The sequence below is a fragment of the Lactococcus allomyrinae genome (assembly GCF_003627095.1).
Classification (GTDB): Bacteria; Bacillota; Bacilli; order Lactobacillales; family Streptococcaceae; genus Lactococcus; species Lactococcus allomyrinae.
In genome coordinates, this window is the sequence record NZ_CP032627.1 from 1,853,121 (window position 1) to 1,872,160 (window position 19,040).

Annotated in this window: 14 protein-coding genes; all 14 read right to left on the reverse strand. The window is 40.1% G+C overall.

Annotation, left to right across the window (positions count from 1 at the left end; translation table 11 throughout):
• Positions 1–167 precede the first annotated feature (167 nt).
• The 14 genes from D7I46_RS08570 to D7I46_RS13515 all read right to left on the reverse strand — a co-directional run bounded on the left by D7I46_RS08570 (position 168) and on the right by D7I46_RS13515 (position 19,006).
• Positions 168–1,013: a hypothetical protein gene (locus D7I46_RS08570; protein WP_120772523.1), complete on the reverse strand. Its 846-nt coding sequence runs from the start codon at positions 1,011–1,013 to the stop codon at positions 168–170.
• Positions 1,010–1,717 carry a hypothetical protein gene (locus D7I46_RS08575; RefSeq protein ID WP_120772524.1) on the reverse strand — a complete coding sequence of 236 codons (708 nt, stop codon included), beginning with the start codon at positions 1,715–1,717 and terminating at the stop codon, positions 1,010–1,012. Before D7I46_RS08575 ends, D7I46_RS08570 begins: the two co-directional genes overlap by 4 nt.
• Positions 1,718–1,725: 8 nt before the next feature.
• Positions 1,726–2,868: a CHAP domain-containing protein gene (locus tag D7I46_RS08580; RefSeq protein ID WP_120772525.1), complete on the reverse strand. Its 1,143-nt coding sequence runs from the start codon at positions 2,866–2,868 to the stop codon at positions 1,726–1,728.
• Positions 2,868–5,414, reverse strand: a complete 2,547-nt coding sequence (locus D7I46_RS08585) for a TraG/VirB4 family ATPase (protein ID WP_120772526.1) — start codon at positions 5,412–5,414, stop codon at positions 2,868–2,870. The genes D7I46_RS08580 and D7I46_RS08585 overlap by 1 nt, the downstream gene beginning before the upstream one ends.
• Positions 5,404–5,721 carry a hypothetical protein gene (locus D7I46_RS08590; RefSeq protein WP_120772527.1) on the reverse strand — a complete coding sequence of 106 codons (318 nt, stop codon included), beginning with the start codon at positions 5,719–5,721 and terminating at the stop codon, positions 5,404–5,406. Before D7I46_RS08590 ends, D7I46_RS08585 begins: the two co-directional genes overlap by 11 nt.
• Complete coding sequence (locus tag D7I46_RS08595) at positions 5,711–7,624, reverse strand: pLS20_p028 family conjugation system transmembrane protein (RefSeq protein WP_120772528.1); 1,914 nt, start codon at positions 7,622–7,624, stop codon at positions 5,711–5,713. Before D7I46_RS08595 ends, D7I46_RS08590 begins: the two co-directional genes overlap by 11 nt.
• The gene (locus D7I46_RS08600) at positions 7,614–10,181 is read right to left on the reverse strand and encodes a type IV secretory system conjugative DNA transfer family protein (protein ID WP_120772529.1); all 2,568 of its coding nucleotides are present in this window, start codon (positions 10,179–10,181) and stop codon (positions 7,614–7,616) included. Before D7I46_RS08600 ends, D7I46_RS08595 begins: the two co-directional genes overlap by 11 nt.
• A gap of 13 nt (positions 10,182–10,194) precedes the next feature.
• The gene (locus D7I46_RS08605) at positions 10,195–11,655 is read right to left on the reverse strand and encodes a hypothetical protein (RefSeq protein WP_120772530.1); all 1,461 of its coding nucleotides are present in this window, start codon (positions 11,653–11,655) and stop codon (positions 10,195–10,197) included.
• Positions 11,656–11,673: 18 nt separating this feature from the next.
• A complete protein-coding gene (locus D7I46_RS08610; RefSeq protein WP_120772531.1) occupies positions 11,674–12,075 on the reverse strand; it encodes a hypothetical protein in 402 nt (133 codons plus the stop codon).
• Between the two features lie 18 nt (positions 12,076–12,093).
• Entirely contained in the window at positions 12,094–12,354 is a 261-nt protein-coding gene (locus D7I46_RS08615; protein ID WP_120772532.1) for a hypothetical protein, read from the reverse strand.
• Between the two features lie 11 nt (positions 12,355–12,365).
• Positions 12,366–12,917: a hypothetical protein gene (locus D7I46_RS08620; protein ID WP_120772533.1), complete on the reverse strand. Its 552-nt coding sequence runs from the start codon at positions 12,915–12,917 to the stop codon at positions 12,366–12,368.
• 144 nt (positions 12,918–13,061) lie between these two features.
• Complete coding sequence (locus D7I46_RS08625; protein ID WP_120772534.1) at positions 13,062–13,808, reverse strand: class A sortase; 747 nt, start codon at positions 13,806–13,808, stop codon at positions 13,062–13,064.
• An 84-nt stretch (positions 13,809–13,892) separates the two neighbouring features.
• Positions 13,893–17,336 carry a SpaA isopeptide-forming pilin-related protein gene (locus D7I46_RS08630; protein ID WP_120772535.1) on the reverse strand — a complete coding sequence of 1,148 codons (3,444 nt, stop codon included), beginning with the start codon at positions 17,334–17,336 and terminating at the stop codon, positions 13,893–13,895.
• Positions 17,294–19,006 (reverse strand): hypothetical protein, encoded by a 1,713-nt coding sequence (locus D7I46_RS13515; RefSeq protein WP_120772536.1) that lies wholly within the window; start codon positions 19,004–19,006, stop codon positions 17,294–17,296. The genes D7I46_RS08630 and D7I46_RS13515 overlap by 43 nt, the downstream gene beginning before the upstream one ends.
• Positions 19,007–19,040: the final 34 nt, after the last annotated feature.

A 19,040-nucleotide genomic window follows, 5' to 3' on the forward strand; every position in this document is an offset into this window, starting at 1 on the left:
TACACCTCACAAACTTTACTCTTATGCGATAGGTACATTTTACGTACACTTTTGTGTACCTTTTAAGTACACCCTATAAACCTTGCTGTTATGCAGTAGGTACATTTTAGGTGCTTTTTCATTATTTTCTAATATATTTCAAGTGTGATTTGGACACCTCCTACTTTTTAGTTCAAGCTTTGCAATGCAGCAATTTTATTTTCAATCGGTTGCTTGCTTTGTTTGAGACTGGTAATGTTTGTTTGAATTCCCTTAATCTCATCATTATTAGACGAAATTTGATCCGCAATTTGTTGTTTTTCCGACTGAGTAAGACCGTCAGTGTTGTTAAGAAGTTGCTGAGATTGGTTTTGAATATCGGTAATTTGTTGGTTCAAATCTTTGACTTGATGGTCAATATCTGTAAGTTGTTTTTGATATTTTTGTGTCAGCAATGTTCGACTTTCCTGCACATAACTTGACAAAGTTCGTGCATCAAAGACTTGTTTTTCTTGCACATTTTTTGGCGTAATGATGAAGCCTTCCGTCGCATCTCCGACCGTATAAGTATCGTTTGAGTTACCTGTTTCAGGCACCGCCACATAATATTGAAAGTTACCGATGTTACTTTTAGGGATAAATACAGCATAAAAGTTGGCATTGATTTTCTCCACCTTGATGTCAGAAATTTTCTTCTTATTTGTCCCATAAATTGTTGGATTGATTGTCATATTAACCTGACTTGCAGGTAAGTCAACAAGCAAATCAATTTCCACTAACTGTGCATCTTTATACGCTGTTCCGCCTGCATATTTGACAGAAACTTCATCCGTTTTTTGCAACTCAGTACCAACTTTAGTGAGTGAACCAAAACTACTTTTTGCGGTTAATGAGGACAGCGGACGGCTCATCATAAAGCCAAATAGAATAACAGCAGCCACAATCATATTTCGTTTGAGCTTACGATTGGGGCTTTGCTTTTTGATTTTTCTAGCCATCTGCTTTGCTAACTTTTTGCTTGTTTTATCACTCATGATTTTCCTGCAACCTCGCTTGTTTTATTCAGCGCCGACAACTTTCCGTCTGTCAGTGTTACACTATACTGGCGAATAATATCACTCGTATTCGTGCTTGCGGGACTGACTAATTTTTCTTCAACCACGACAATATAGTCTGTATTGTCTGCCTCATTTTGATAAACTTTCAAACTGATAATAGATTGTGCTAAAAGTTGAATCGGTTGATTAGTGTCAAGCGTTTTATTCTTGTTCCATTCAGATAACATGGTCTTAAGAAGTCCTGTATCACGGTCAATATTAAGACTCTTATAGAGTGCTTCTGTGCACTCATTTTTAAGCGCATTACTACGTTTATCAAGCGAACCATCGTCTAAAGCGATTGTTGTGTAAGTCTGCATCGCAGTCTTAACTATATCTGCGTTTGAAGGTTGATTAGTCGTTGTAGATGCTTCTCCATCCGATGATGAAGGTTCTGGCAGCCCTAGTGCTTGATTAACTTCCGACTGATTTTCGGTGTTCACTTTTGTACTACTCGTTGCTTGTAATGATGTGGATTGAGATTTATCCTCTTTGATATAGCTGCTTACTTGCTGCGGTTTAATCGCTCGGTGCGTACGTTTTTCGACAATCGTCGCAGCAACAATGACGACGACGAGTACCCCCACAATTGCAGCAATTCTTTTCCATTGCTGCATTGATAATTTTTTATTTGGTTTCATACTATCTCCTATTTATTCGGGGGATGAACCACTGATGAGACCATCCCTGAATGATACGTATATGTGTCTTTTGCAAAAGGCATTGTGCCCTGGTCATAAACAACAATTTGATTATTACCTGTAACTTGTGCGACTACACCTGTGTGTCCATACTCAGGGCTGGTATTCCAACTTCCCATGTTGGTACCACGAACAAAATTAATAATATCCCCTGCTTTGATGTCGCTATAAGACGGGTTAGTCACAACTGTCCAGCCCCAAGCCTTCCAATTATAATCACTACCAATATCTGCAGCTGCTATACCATTGTTAAGTTCAATCCTTGCATCTATCGAGTGTGCATAGTAAGAAGAAACTGCATAGCATTGATGCTCGCCTCCACCATAAGTATTTGGAACAACAGTGCCTAAAAAAGGTTCTAGTGAGGCAATACTTCCATCTACAGCACCACCCCCACCATAACCTCCAGGCGGAGCTGGCGTCCCTCCATGAGCGTTAATCCAGTCATCAACTTTTTGCATAATATCCGCACGTCTTTTTCCCGTACCACTCGTATCCGTAAAATAAACACCGCCCATGAGCGGTGTCCAAGTTCCAGCCGCAAGTGCTTTGGCTTTATCATCTTGTGTTTTAAAAGTTTCATTTTTATTCAAGATAATCGTGATTGACGTTAAGTCCACTACTGCTTTAGCATCATTGTATTGTGTCGCATTCTCAGGATTGCTGTCAAACGCACCATAACCAAACATGTTAGCACCTGGTTCTGTTGCAACTCCTGCGGTTCCTAAACTTGACTCTTCTTGTGCAATCGCAATAATGGCACGTACATCTAAGTTGCTTGACTTCTCCCATTCTAAAAGAAGCTGACCGTTAATTCGTTTTGGGTCATAAGGAATCCCTGTACTCTTAAGATAGCCATCCAATTGAGTAGCCGTAATGCCATACCGATGCATGAGTAGATTATGTGTGTAAGGGTCTCCTGTTGACCAATCTTTAACATAAGAACTGGTACTAGAGCTGCTGGATCCATTGTTGAGTTGTCCTATTTTAACCGCTCCCCCGCCAATTTCGACTACAACTGAGATGAGCAAGAGTGCAACTGTTAAAAAGACAACTCCACCTGCAGCAGCTGCAATAATGAATTTCTTCATCAAGCCCCTCCTGCAAACAAACCTAGCTCTCCTTTAGACAACCTTGTGTGGAAATCGAAGGTTTTATCGCCTTTGATAATCATTTTCATCCGTGCACCTTGCTCCGTAATCCCATAACTCAGCATTTCCTTATAATCACGTGGCTTAAGTTCATTAGAGAAATTTTTTCTTAGGGAATCTATTGAGGTAGAGGACTGTTTAGCCAAAATGATATATTGGGTCAACCCAATAATGTTAGAAAGTTTATTCATAGCAAAAGTTGCAGTATCTGATAAATTATGACTCAGTTCTGCAGGTAACATCGCCTCAATAAGCTGCGTATCAAGAAGATAAGCAATGAAGAATTTACGGGCTTCACGTGCAAGAATGTCAAAGGCAGACACATTATAGTATTTCTCAGGCTTCAAGATATTATGGCATTCGTCAATCGTAATCAAAACACGTGCAATCTTATTCCAAGGTTTCTCTCCACGATCATTTGCACGTTTTTCTTCTCGCCCAAATTTATTTGATAACCCTAGAACAAAACCTAATGCTGCTTGGAATACAGCATCATAAACATTCGCTGTCCCATCTTTAAGTCTGGAAATGTCGAAAAAGACAATATCGTTGTTAACACTTTGGTCTAGTGTGGTATGACCAACGAGTAATTTAGAGTATTGCTTCATAATTGAACGAGTTGTCTTGAGCAGATATTCAATGGCTTTTTTCAAGTCCTCGTCCATTTCATTCTGATAATTGAGATATTGTCCATTCGCATAACGGTAGAGGTCTTCAAAAGTTGGATATTCTGTATTTTCAAGTGCGGTAACATCAGGGATTTTTGAATTTTGCCAAATTCCAAAATCAATATAAAAATCAAGTAATACTCCACGAATATCACTCGCTAAGTCATTATCAAATGAGCGAATAGCACGTAAGCGATCGACTAACGTATCCAAGTGCGACTCAAAACTTCCTTCAATGTCAATCTCCATACTATTCTCATCTTCTACTGTCACAAAAGGAAAGACTTGTAGAAAATTGAGAATTCCTGCAGAGCCATCAAGCGGAAGATAGACACCATTCATATACTTGACTAATTTACGATATTCGCCATTAACATCAAAACCAAAAATTTTTCCTCCTGAAAGATAATGATTATGCATGATTTTCTTTGTCAAAGCAGATTTCCCACCCCCTTGGACACCAGAGATAAACATAGAGTAAGATAGTCTTTCCCCTGTTTTAGTGAAGTTATTAAAATAAATGGAGCCGCCAGTTAGTGATTGTCCAATATAGAAGCCCATTTCATCATTGAGCGAAATGTTATTATGGTTAAAACCCTCCGCAATTGCTTCGGTGGGCAACCGAAGTTTTCCAATATCCACATTATCATCCAAAAATTCTTGTGCCTTATAAGAAATAAAGAAGCTCTGATAATCTACTTTGGCATTATTGACAATAATCGTTGATGGAAAGTTTTTATCAAGCAAATCTGTATTTAGTTTTTCAATTTTCTCGCCTAATGCTGCTTCTGAGAAAGCAGAAACATGAACTTTGATGCGAACATTCTTCATGATTTCCCCATCCTCTCGAATGGATTTAGCCAGTCCCATCAAGTAACCTTGCTCATCTTTATATTTTTGTATATCCGTTGGATTATTCGAACCAGAGATAAGTTTATCATAGGACGTAACCGTTGAATCAACACTTCGTAAAGGTTGATAACGTTTATCAAAGAGGTAATCATTGGTTACAATATCAGCTTGCTCACGAGCGGTAATATTAGAGAGCCACCAGGTTGGCATCAAAGACGGTTTACCTTCAATCGTTACAGTTGTACGAAAACGTGCCCCCTGAACATAGTAATTAGGAAAATCAAAAACCAATCCCCCCTGGGGAGCTGTAACCGCAAGAGTGGCACTTTCACTAAGTGCGTTAATTCGTGATACTTTACGCTTCACAGCTTGCGTGCCATTATTGTAAAGAGAAAGTAAGAGCCGCACATCATCTTTGCGGAGCTTGTCAGCTTTAGCAAAAATATCTTTAGCACAACGGACAAATTCGCGGTAGTTTTCTTCTAATTTTGTTGGCGAACTCCCAAAAATTTGTATGAAACTTGTGTAAGTAATATGAGCATCCTGCAAGAACAAGAGTTTGTCCAATTCCTTTTGTTGAAGCGAGAGCTTGTGATTGTCCGTCTCGTCTTCCATCAAATGTTGAATATACTCTTGCTGAGCGGCATTGTTTTCAGGGTAAGAGAGGTAAATTTCTTTCATCGAATCACGGTAGCCTTTGTGCAGGCTACTATAATTCCTTTGAATCGTTGTCAACTCATCGGGTGTTAAGTTTGTCAAATCATAAGGCGAAACAGCTAAATAATAGCTGTACTCTTTGTAGGCAAACCCCATTTTATTTCTAACCACAATAAGCATCTGACCATCTGATTTAATGGCACGAATAGGATATGCTGCTTCCATTTCTTTGACGTGCTGTCGATCAAACAACGGTAATTTATGTCTAGCCGTTGTTTCTTTCTCTACAATTGTAGGCTCAAACTTCATCGTGATCCTCCAAATTCATCGGTTTATAAGTATGGTGATCCATGAAAAGAAAATTGGCATAAATCTGCCAATTTCTCACTGCTTTACTGGAACCATATTTTCCTTTTTTGTTGGGTAATAATAAGTAATAACTCAAAAAGCCTGTCAAAAGTAAAAACAAGCCTTTTAAAATCAAACCTTGAACTAGAAAAATAGCAACGAAAATCCAAATCCCTAGCAAAATAGCCATAGGCTTCATGTCTTGGCTACGAAATCCATGTCGATTTTCATATTCATCTTCCATCTTTTCTGGCATTCTATACGCCATGGTAATCATCTCCTTCTAAATAATCAGGTAAAGTGGGGGCAGGTGGAATATTTTGGTCATTACTCCAGTAATCATCCATTGCCTTAAGATTTTCCTCAAATGGATTGACAAAATTATCCTTTGTCTTATTTGTAGGTTCTGACTGCTTTCTATGCTCTGGTCCAGGAACTGACCAAGGCGCTTTCCACTCATCAGATTTAGACATCCCTCTCTTTTTCTTTTCCTGCTGTTCATTAAACTCTGACTGCCCTGCTTCAGGACGGTTCAATTCATCAACGGGCGCATCAGGAATTGGAAGGTCTGTTTCATTCGTTCCTGTTTTCTTGTCCGATTGAGCCTGCGGTTTTCCTTTCTCATCCTTTTGTTTTGAAGGCTGATCCTTTGAGTCGGGAGTCTGTGGCGTCTCTTGCCCCCCAGTATCTGTTGGTGGTGTCGTGCTTTGTCCTGTTTCTTTATTTTCTGGACGTGTATTTTTTTGTTTCCCATCTTCAGGCATTTTGGCATCCGTTCCAGATTTTTGCTCAGGCTGTGACGATGTCCCCGATGAAGATTGTTTGTTGGATTTACTTTCTGTTTTAGCTGCACGTTCTGCACGACGACGTTTGTTCCACGGGTTAAACCAGTCGTTCAATCGACGTGTTGTTGAGGCAACTGCCCAGGCTGTCCGCCATCCTGATTGAATTCCTGCATCAATCCCAAAAAGTTGTTGCCAAAGCGCTGGTCCATCAATCATCTCCATTCCAAAACCGAAAAGTAAAAGCAAAAAAGCAACAATATTGATTTTTCCTGCTTGCAACAAGTCAGAAAGTTGTGAAAGTCCTAAATTGAACAGAACAGTTAGGCTCTGTGTAAAGAGTAGAGTAACAAGCCCCATCCCAATTTTTGATAAAACTTCCCAATTACGCTTAGTGTTGCCCCACTGTGTGAGCGAAATAACATTAGCGGTTGTCCAATTTAAGAATATATTGGTTTCAAGTCGTGCCATACGAAACAATAAGACACCTGTAAATAAAATAGAGGCTAAGAGAGATAGGAAAATTGTCCAAAAGTTCCATGAATATTCATAATAAGCCCCCTTTTCCTGAAATATATTATCGGGGAAAGTCGTTAATGTGGCTTTGTGAGGATCATACTTTCCATCGGTATAACCACCGTAAGAAAGTTGTTGAGAGACTACTTTCTGGCCGTAGTCACTCATATTGTTGATGTCATCACTCGACATTGTCTTAGTAGGGTTGATATAATCTAATTCATCTTTAGGTAAGCTGAGTGTTCCTGTACTATCAGATGACTCCCCTATAAAATTAGGTGCCCCTTTGCCTTGCGTACGTAAAGTATTAATGGTGCTCAAGTCCCAATTGGCATTATCAACAGCAATAACATCAGTGACATTATCTTTAACGATTGCTGCAGACGGACTATTTGTTGTACTAATTGACTGAGAAACGTTTTGAACAAAACCTACCCCTACAATCATTACAATTGGTAAGATAAAGTACGTAAAATAAGCAAATACTCCATTTTTGAGCATATCAACAATAGGAATTTCCTTTTTTGACATGGCTGCAGTCCAGGCAATGACAAAACAAGCAATCGAGGCAAGTACAACAAATACACCATAATTCGCTAAGAAATCTACGACAGGCTGATAGGCATAAAAGTTAAGAAGCTGGAGCATACTTGTTCCCAGCTGCATGACATTATCTGCAGCCCAAGCCATTGATTTGATAATCCACCAATCTGCATTTCTTATGAAATCTGTGATGACTCCTGACCAGCCTACACGAGACTGTAAATGAAAATCTTTGATACTTTGTATGATATTAGCATCAGTCCCTGCTGGTGCAGCATTTTTAGGTTTGTAGGTTTGCCAGAATGACTCTACATAAGAGTTATTGGCCATTAGTCTCCTTTCCAGTTAAACGTTCATAAGCACTTTGAAGAAGCTGCTCGATACCTATCTTGTTTTCATCAGATAATTTATTCGAAATCATTATTCGGTCATTTAAAAATCCCAATGTGATGGTTCTTTTCCTAAAAGCAACAGCTTGAGCTTCATTTAAAAACTGATAAATTTTGTCATAATCTTCGCCTAGCACCTCAGTCAACATCTGATCTGCAGAGAAGCTGACGAACTCTGGTTCATTTTCCGTTTCTTGTGTTTCCGTTACTGTATTCATTGCTGCAGCTGGAATTTCAACAGGTTCCTCAGTATATTCTGTGCTTAACTCTTGCGGAACTTCATCTTGTAATGGTTCAGGTGTAACCTCATCATAGAAACTTCCATCTTTGATTTTTTCTTCCAATTCTTTTAACCTTCTTTCATCCTTAAACTTTTCATTTGCAAGGTATTCTTCATTGTCTTTGTTAACCCAAAGGCGCATGGTAAGAGCAACCAATTCATGAGGAACAATGTGCTTTTTGATGTCAAAGGGAATTTCTTCTCCCAAAGTATTAAGCTGAACATTGCGGCGTAAATCCACATCTTCGGTTCCTTTGCCTTTGTCATCAAAGAAGGGATGAGGTTTTCCAGGATAGAGCCATTCATAAGCAGGAATAAGGTTCATATAATCCTCGAAAATTGTTTCTTCTTCCTGTTTAGCAAAACCTAACATCCGTTTCCAAATTGGTTCTCCTGGAACATTCCGCTGCTTGTATATTCGTTTTTTCTTCGCATAAATAGGATTAGGAACGACGTCTTTTCCTTCTTTGTCTAACCGTTTTTTAACATTCGAGTAAATAGACTCATTGACAGCAAGACGTGCGGTTTCATCCGCAAACATTAATTGGCGCTCTTCTTCCATTTCAGTATAACTTTTATCAATATCAAGGGGATCGCCCATTCGATTGTAAGCTACCACAGTGGCTTGCCCTAGTCGTTTGCTTAAATCCTCATTTTCTTCAAAACGATCTGAAATCAGATAAAATTTACCAGGAAGTCCCCCAATAATCGCATCGCCCTCTTTTTCAGGATATTTATCCTTAAAACCTGCTTCTGATTGCGTCCCTAATGCTAAGAGCAAACCGATTTGTTGTCCCACATTAGCTGCCTCGTTTAACCCTTCAATTCGTGGCGAATTATTGATTTCATCGCCTAAATAACGGACACGACGTATAAGCTTCTGACCTTTTGTACGCTGCGCTCTTTTAGTTGTTACATCCATCCATTGTGTATAAAAAAGTCCTTGAATTTTTTCAAAAACATTATTGACATACGGGAAACTGACAAAAACCACAATAGGTTTTTGGTCTTTATCAGGAAAGCTCATCTGCTCAAAATCCAAATCACTACTGCTTGTCAACTCCAAAATACTCCCCATCGCAAAATCCGTTAGCGTCGATGAAAGCAAAAAATAGAAAGACTGGACTTGCTTTCGAGTTGCACTGGTTGCGGTCATGTACCATTTCGCAATCGACGAGGAGGCGGGCTGGTTTTTCATATATTCATCTAACGGCTTAAATTCTCGTTCTCCTTCAATTTGTGTCTTATTAAAAGTCAAAACTAAATCATACATTCCTGCAAAGGTAAACCAATTAGGCTGATTATAACGCTTGGCGAAATCCAATAAAACCAAAGAAATTGCCGTAAAAGTAGCAGAGGCACCTTTGATAAAGTCTTCATCTTTAGCATCAGCCCTTGCAAAAAGTTTTCTTGCAATGCCTTGAATTGCCGTTTCCGCATCTTCTAACTTCCCTTGAAGAGCATATTTCCAAGGTACGGTAAAAGGGTTGTAGCGAATGGAATTTTTGGGTTCATTGAAATTAAGTGCATAAGTATCAAACCACTCTACTGCAGGACTACCTAACCACTTCATGAGCATATCGCTTTTGAGGTCATTGACGATTAAAGAGTCTGGCTTTTTAGCCATCGCATCCAAATAAAGCGCCCAATAATAGAAAATTTGTGTTTTTCTTGCCGCCTGGGATGTCCCATTAATGAGAAAATTGGTATTATCTGTTTCTACCATCATCGTTTTTCGGTCTGGTAACATACAAATGGGTACGCCCCCATGTTCCAGTTGTTTTTCGGAACTGGTAATATCAAACTTCTCATAAGTCCGCTCAATTTCCTTTTCCTGCATGAAACTTGCTGTCCCTTTCGTTCCTTTATTAATATTTTTGTAAGAGATACGCATTTTGTAAATTCTTCGTCCTAACAAGATAATCAAAACACTGTATCCCAAAACAAAAACAACCCTTTCAAATAGCAGATGCTCGCTATGAAGAAAGAGTTGTCCATAAAAATGTGGAACAAAACGAATAAAGATAATCTTAATAACCGCCCCGAATCCATTCCCCCCATATTGAAAGAGATAACTTCCAGCATCAATCAACGCATAAATCAAGTTGATGATATAGGAAAGCAAAAAATAAAGTAAAAGAGAAGATAGGCCTAACAGCCACAAAAGGAGTTTTGGACTGGCCAACACCTTTTTCCACTGTTCATAAAGTTTATTCATGGACTAACCCTCCTTACTGAATTTTCCCCAACCCCATACTAGAAAGCAGATTTCCAAGCAAGCGATTGGAGTATTCTTTCGCTCGCTGACGTTGTGCTTCAAGGCGTTCATTGGTTTCTGTGAAAATCAAATTATCGTACTTCTTTTTCAGTTCACTTTCTCTGCTTGACAATGCGAGTTGTGCCTGCGCTTGTAATTCATTTTCACGTTTTTCAAATTCTCGTTTAGCCTCTTCAATCTTAGCTTCTTTTTGTTCGTTAATTGTTTGTTTAGCCTGTTCTAGTTCCTGATTTTGTTTAGGAAGATAATTTTCTTGCACTTGTCGTGCGATGGTCTGACTATCTTGCAAGCCTAATTGCTCCATGATGGCCTTGGTCATTTCTGGATTATTATTCCCCACCAATCCCATCATTTCGCCTTCAAATGAAGAGCTAGCATTTGCTGGTGTATTTGTAATCAAAGACGCAGCACTTGGCAAGACATCATCTGAAAAAACTGGAAAAGAAGGAGAGGGGAGAGGAGCTTTTAAATTTGTTTCTAGTTCTGTAATTGGCTTTTCCGCTTCCGCTTTTAACCGTGCAATTTCTGCTTCTTTTTCTGCCAATTGTTCCTCAAGACTTGGAGAAGCTGAAATCTCATCTGCAGCTATTTCACTGACAGCTCCTTTTTCTGGTTGAACTATTGTTTCTGATAAAGGAGCTGCTGCAGAATTCTGTTCAGGTTCTATTATTAGATTTGGAGCAGACTTTTCAACTTCAAGCTCCGATTTTTGGATTTCTTGTTTCATTTCTGGAGAATGGACACTTTCTTTATAAGAGCTATCTTGTAGATTTGTAGATTTTTCTATTTGTGGAGAAGCAGAACTTTCTATTTTCTGTTTTATTTTAGGTTGTTGAATCAAACGTCGAACAATCTCAATTCCTCCCCCAATCAAAATAGAAAAGATAGGGAAAATGATAGCTAAAGTTTTGAGGTTTAATACATAGAAAACCAAGGAGATGATAATAACATCAACCACTAAAATCAGCAAAAGTCCCCAGCGTATCTTTTTGCGTGGTTGGAGTTGTTTATCATAAGAACTACGGGCTTGTTTAGTTTCTATTTGAGCTTGAATTGGGGGTTCCGTTGACTTTAATGGTTTTGCTTTTTCTTTAAGTTCCTGCTCAATCTCAGTCAAATATTCTTCTTTAGCTGCTGCAGGAATTTCGGGATAGCGATCCGAAAACAAAACTTGTCGAATCAAAAGGAGAAGATTATTAGAGGAATCCTCACTTATAATTAACTTATCGTCTAACTCTTCTTCGCCATTACTGTCTGTGATTTTAAAGCCAACAGTAAGCTTCATTGGGTGCTCAATCGTATATTGCCTAAGAACACCTAATAACTCCGTGGCCTGAACAACAGGAAGGTCAAAAGTTGTCAATTTAAGCTGTTTTTTTACTTTTTTTGGCACATCAAAATGAATAATTTTCATCTTCTACTCCTTTGCTTTTTAGCTAAAGATAGATTGAATTGCTGCTTTGACCGCATCCACAATTGGTGCGCCAAAAGTCATTCCCACGACTGCCGTAATAACAATAGGGACTACAATCAGCATTGCCCAACCAATGGCAAAATTCTTTGTGTTTTCAGCACCTTCGTCCATTCCATTACGACGTTTCCAGAACGAGGTGGCCACAGGGACAACTTTGAAAAGACCGACAAAAATTGCGCCAAGAAAAAGTAAGGCAATCCCAATCGTTGCCCATCCCAAGCCAACTTGAACACTGTTGTTTTGCATGAAGCTACTTATTTTAGGAACTGTTGCATCTGCAAAGACAGTTTGAGGAGCTGCCAGTGTAACAATAGTGAGAACAGCAAGGGGAATAGATGTAATTTTGAATATTTTTTTCATAGGTTTTTCCTTTCAAGATTAGAGCGTTTCTGAGTCTTCTACTTCATTTTCCAAAGAAGTAGGTTCTTGCGTTTCATTTTTTTCTATCGTCTCTGATGATGGTTTCGTTTCAGCCAACTCTTTTTTGAGCTTAGCATAATCTTCCAAGACAAACTCAAAGTTATCCTGGATATAGTTTTGGAGCAAAAGTCCAATGAGATCATCAATCCCAATTTTGTCTTTTGCCTGTGCAATTTCGCCTGCTTGCTTCTTTAAGCGAAATAATTCTGTACGGTTCATAATTCTCTTTTCTACTGATGTGTGATATTTACAATAGCTGTAGGGTCTTTTTCAAGAATGGAAGTTTTGATTTGTTCAGCTTCTTCTTCATATTGTTTTTCTTTGGCGATTGCAGCATCATAAGCAGCTTGTGCGAGTTGATTAGCATTCGCCTGAGATAAAGTCGATGTTCGTGTATAATTTCCAATAGTTGCGGTATAAGTAACAACGGTAGGGGTTGGGCGAGCCGTCGTCTGTGGTGCTGTTGTGACTGAAGGCGTAGCATTTACAGTGTTTTGCTTCTTTGATGAAGCTGGTGTCGCACTGACTTTCTTTTTATTAGGCTTAGTTATTTTTTTCATTGAGGAACTAGAAAGTTTAGGTTTTGACATCGTACTTTTTAATGTATCTTGCGAGGTAGTAGCGACTTTATCATGATTTCCAGTCCCTCCCATCCAATAAAACAGCAACAATGCAATGATTGCAAAAGTCCCTACCATTCCTGAAAGGAGATAAAGGAGTTTTGACGAGAAAGCTATTTCTCGCTTTTTCTTAAAATCTATTTTTTTATTTTTCCTATTCATCTTTAAAACTTTCTACCCATTCACGAGGTTCTTTTTTATCTTCTTCCATTTTCTTTTCTCCTGTTATTTGATGAGTAAACGTCCAAACGTCCGCCTTTAATTCTGAAATCGTCTTAGAATGGCAATCTCAGCACTCTTTCAATGTTATTTCCAATACTGATTAAATTTCTGGTCAAACAATGCAGCAGTTGTATTATCATAAACCTGAGTTTTTATTAATTTTCCTTGAACAATCAGACGATAGGTATCATCTGAATAACAAGTCACTAATGTGACGAGCTGCTGTCCAGGAACATCTAAAATGACTTCCCCCTGGTTTGGTAAAACCTTTAGTATCTTGTCAATCTGATAAACATAAACCTTAACTTTATCAGTTAAATAGACTTTTTGACCAATCCTTGCACGTTGTAATGGGCTAAACAAAATTCCATCATAGCGACTTCCCATTACATTGGACACATGGTGGCTAGCAATCGCATAATTCCCTTGTCCCATTATTTCATCAGGTTTCATTGTGCCTCCACCGTAGAGCATTGTATTATATCCATCGCCTTTGATTATTGGTAAATTGACACTCAAATCTGGAATGGAAACAAGTCCAATGACTGGCAAACTTACATTTTTAATTTGATTTTCAACAAGAGTGGTTAGACTGGCAGGTTGTACCGTATTGTTGTCATAGCTGACCTTAGCCTTTTGATTTTCCTTCATTTGCTTAGCAGTCGTTGCTGTCTCCTTTGTCGCACGATGGACAATCAGTTGTTGTTCAATCATAGGACTAAAAATCAAAAGAAGTCCTGTCAGAACGAGCAAAAAAGTCAGACTGATCAGAACTCCATTTTTTAATTTGTGTTTTTTCTTCCGCTTAGGAACAGTGCTTTCAAACCTCATTGATTTTCCTTTCGTAAAAAATCGTTAGCCTCCCACCTCCATTCACTTTTTTCAAAGTCATTGAACGATTTTTAAACGCTGAGATTAGGCAGCCTCATCTTCTTTGTTGCGGCGTTTTTTAACAATATAGTACACAACATTTCCAATGACAAGCGCAATGATAATATAGCCTACTAATTGGAATTGACCTAACGCTGTTCCTGTATCAGGAATAATGATGTTATAGACATTAGATTTCGGTGCAGAAGGTGTTTGTGGTGGAACAACTGTTAGTTTTTGAGTTTTTCCATACCAGTCATCCTTATCGCCTACCTTATTGTGAGAATTAACTCCAACCCCAGTTACTGAAGCTTCATCGGCAGTAGTTTGGTCTGTGCCAAGTGCTGCAAGCGTTGCAGCGCCTGTAACAGTCCCTCCAACAGGTAAAACAAGCAGCTTACCATCAGTTGTAACAAATGCTCCATCTTTGCTAAGTGTCAACTTCTGACCGTTGTAAGTCCAAGTAATGGCAGATAATGTTGCGGTACCTTCAATCGTTTTATCTACAGGTGTGACTTGTGTTAGGGCTTCATTGCCATTATTGGTAATACGGAAATAAATCGGTGTTGTTGCTCCTACCTTAAGGTCATCCGCAGTCGCAGCAGTATCGTGGTCATTAGTCCCCACATTATTGGCTTTATCAGTATTATTACCATTCCCTGCTTTTGGCATCGTGTCGTTAGCTTTTTCAATATCAATAGAATCATGAGGTGTGACTTCTCCATACCATTTATCATCATCCCCGACTGATTTATTATCAAGCACGCCAATACCAGAGATGGTTACATCATCGCCGTGCAGCTCGCCTGCAGGAAGTGCTGGTAAAGTCCCTTCTCCTGTAATCGTGTCTTTTGGTTGAAGGGTTAAAAGCGTCCCATCTTGCAAAGTCAATTCGCCAGAAGCATTGATTTTTAGGGTTTGACCTTGATAAGTCCAAACAATAGAGCCGATAGAAACAGAACCATCAGTTGTGGTGTCTGATACTTTGATATGACTCAGTGCCTCTGTTCCGTTATTTGTGCCACGGAAATAAATCGCTGTACTTGTCCCAGCTTTGATTGGGTCAAGTGTCGCAACCGTGTCATGGTCATTAGCTCCTGCATTATTGGCTTTGTCGGTATGGTTTCCGTTGCCTGCATTAGGAATAGAACCATTAGCTTTTTCGATGTCGATGCTTGGTTTTGGTACAATACCGTTCCAATCATCATGGTCATGGACAGGTGTCCCCGATTTAACCCCTACCGCATTGATATTTACTTCATCTGTGTGCAACTCTCCTACTGGAAGCGCTGGGAGCGTTCCTGTGGCTTGAATGGCCTGACCTGCAGGAAGAACAAAGAGCGAACCGTCTGCGTTTGTCAGATAGCCGTCTGCATTGAGTGAGAGCGTTGTGCCATTGTAGGTATAAGTAATATCTTTAACGGATATTGAGCCGTTGGTGGTCTTGTCCACTGGTTTCAGTTGTGTCAAATCATCCGTGCCGTTGTTAGTAAAGAGGAAATCAATCGGTGTCGTTGCGCCTTCTTTAAGAACATCCGCAGTCGCAGCGGTATCATGGTCATTTGGCCCGGCATTATTATTGCTATCTGTGTCATTTCCCTTACCAGCGGTTGGCATGGCATCATTAGCTTTTTCAACGTCAATGCTTGGCGTTGGTGGTGTTGTTGGACTGTCAAAGATTGAACCGAGATTAAATTTACCCAAGAAGTTATTATCATTCAAGAGCTGACGGCCATCTTGTGTTGGACTGTAAGAAACAGGAATCGTAACATCACGAAGGACATTTTTGGTTACAAGGTCAATGACTTTGAACTCATAGCTCGTTGGTGCCCCATCTGTCGTGGTATCTGGTAAAATATCAACTTCCAAATCATGGGCTTGCGTTTCGCCGTCAGGTACTTTGGTTTCAGATACTTTGTATTTCCCAACTTGAACGTGGTCATATTCGACCCAACCTGCAGACTGGCCACCTTGGGGGTCAGTATAATCATGAGAGGTTTGGACTGCTCCTAGATAAAGCTGACTGACATCCGTTACAGGAGTAGCAAGACCTGTATCAGGGTTAATATACGTATCTTGACCATTGATATTTGTGTCTTTTCCATTGTCATATTGACCCAAAGCGTTGAGCGTTCCTGTCAGTGGCGTTAGGGTAAACTCTGCACCATTAAGTCCCGTCGCTCCATTATCTGTTGCGGCCTTGATAAAAGCAAAGTCAAAATCGACGACACGGTCTGAAATGGTTGCTCCAAGTTTCAGACCGTCCTTGTAATTATTAGTATTGCTATCTACTTCATTTGAAGCAGAGAAATCAACTTCAATCGGTTTGGTGTTGATCGTGTAACCATAAGGCGCTTTAGTTTCCACCCATTGATAGTTGAGGTTGTTGGAAAGGTCAATATTTTGAACTTGTCCGCCAATTCCTTGTGCATTAGTCACGACCACAATGTTGCCGTTGGCGTCTGGCGCATAACTTGTCCCAGCAGCAAGTACAACATTAGCCTGTGCTCCTGTTTGAGGGTCAACCCCTTGTGTTTGTTTGATTGGTGTGCCTGTTAAATCTTCAAGCGTAAACTCAGCACCTTGGAGAGTCGCAGCACCTTGCGTGGTATTATCTCCTGTGTCCGCATCACATTTGGCAATCGCTGTTTCGCCCATTGGTTTATCTGTGGTCTTACTTACCGCAAGAAAATTAGAAGCATCAGACGAATAAGTGCCTTTGTCAAAAGAGGTTTGTGCGGGTACATTATTGAGTGCATGGCCGTCTGCAGGGGATAATTCAACCCATTGAACATCTTTAGGAACAAGCGTTCCGTCAATATTCTTGACATCAATCAACCCATCAGCTGTTGCCTGCACATCAAGATTACCTGCAGTGTTAGAAACAAAAGTCCCTGTAACCACCACAATATTTGCGGAATCTCCTGTTTTTGGGTCTAAGCCTTGTGCCTGTTTGATAGGGACACCTGCTTGAGTTTGTAATTCATAAACGGCTTTTCCAAGGACATGATTAAATTCTGCATTTGTAGAGTCTTTATCCAAGGTTGCTTCAAGTAATGGTTGATCAGAAATCGTTGAACTGTTGGCTTTGTTATCTTCAACATTATTCGTCGTGTTATCAATGGCATTAGAGCTGTCAAAAGTGATGGTTACAGGATTGTCATTGATGGCAAAACCGTTTGGTGCTTTGGTTTCCACCCATTGTAAACCGTCTGCGGTTGGCAAATCAATATTGTAAACAAAGCCAGCTGAACCTTGTGCATTAGTGACGAGGACAATGTTACCATTTGCATCTGGAGCATATTGAGCGCCAGAAGAAAGTGCGACATTAGCTTGTGCGCCTGTTTGAGGGTTGAGCCCTTGAGATTGTTTGATTACATTGCCTTTGGAATCTTCAAGCGTAAATTCTCCACCCGAAAGATTAGGAATTCCATTAGTGCTTGCGCCTAGCGTGTCGGCATCAAGTTTAGCAATTCCTGTTTCAACCATTGGCTGGTCAGATATTTTAGTCGCTGGTGCTTCGGAATTTTGATTGGTGCTGTCTTTATCATAAGACGGATCATAACTGAAGGTTTGACCGTCGCCAGAAGCTTGAATGGCTTCTCCTTTTGGCGCTTTGACTTCTGTCCATTGATATTGAATGACTTTTCCTGAGCTGTCGTAAGCAGGAAGATAAGCCGCACCCACTTTTCCGTCTGCCCCGTTGTCCACGTGAGCGAACCATCCGAGGCGGTTGAGAGGGTTCCAGCCGTTTTCGCAATCGGATTAGTGCTGTTGCCATCTGAGGCTTTGACAAAGTTCCCTGTGTTCAAGTTTTTAATTTTGAACACCGCACCAGCTTGTGTTAGCCCTGCTGGATAAGTATTGGCCGCCTGTGTCTTTGTCAAAGTGTTTTCAACGTAGTTGTTCACGTTGAGCACCGTACCATTCATCGAACCAAACAAGTCTGCTACAATGTCAAAGTGAGTACCTTCATTTGGGTCTCCCATGCCTGATTGGTCTGCAAATGTAATGTTATTAGTGGATGTTGTTTTAATTGCTACATACGCATTAGGTGCAATTTTAGAAGAATCGGCAATCGTCGTTTGAGCAGAGTTTAATGATAACCCGTTTCCGTTAATTGTTAATGCCGTATCACTTGAAACAACCGTTCCCAACCAATTATCCGTACTGGTACTTGCAACTTGATAACCATCAATGTCTGAAACCTTCATCGCAAGTAAGGTATCATCAGGAAGGGCATCGCCTGTATTGTGGTTAATCAAAGTTGTTGTATATCTCACATAGTTGATATACCCAAGCGCTTGTCCGACTTGTTGACCATTCCCGTCGACAATACCGCCCTCATTAGAACCACCTGACGAAGTAACGCCATTTACTAAAGGTGTGGCACCAACAGAGATTGTTCCTCCTTCATTGTGTGCAGAAAAAAGCACGCCTGAAATATTAGAGGCGTTCAATCCTTCACTTTCTGGAATACCGACAGACTGTACTTGAATGAGCAAATCCAAAGGAACACTATTTCCCGAAGCATCTTTAGCCGTTCCGACATTGGAAATTTTGACAATACCACCCAAATTAACCGAATTAACTGCCCCTGAACTTCCTGTTGATATACTCGACGGTGTGAATACCGTGGATAAATCATTCGGTTTAAGACCGTCTGCGCCTAATGATTCTGGCGAACCAACCCAAGTGTTATTCGTCGTATCCACTTGTCCATTAAGCAGGAAGAGATTATAAGTCCCATTCGGGCCATTCACTTCATAGCTTGATAAGGGGACTAAGCCTGTACCAGTAGAATTGGTCAAAGCGGTATTACTTCCCCAACTCAGATTATTGACGATATACTTGGCATTCCCTGTATAATCTCGTGTGATGGAGTCAAAGGTATTCTGCATCGCTTGTGTACCCAGCTGATTGGTAGAGCTTTGCACGACAGGAATATTCCCTGAAACCGATGAGATATTACCGACAAGACTATCGCCGGAAGCCAGGGTTAAGGCCTGAACTGGTGGCGCACTAGAGGCTGCTAGTCCGCCTGCAGCAAGAAAGGTCAAAGCACCTGCCGCAAATATGGCGTGCTTAAACGCTTTCCAATTCGGAAAACGAGGGCTGCGAACGTCTTTTAGACGTCCGATTCGCTTTTCTTTTTCCATGAAAAGTTTCTCCTTTTTGTGTGATTTTACCTGC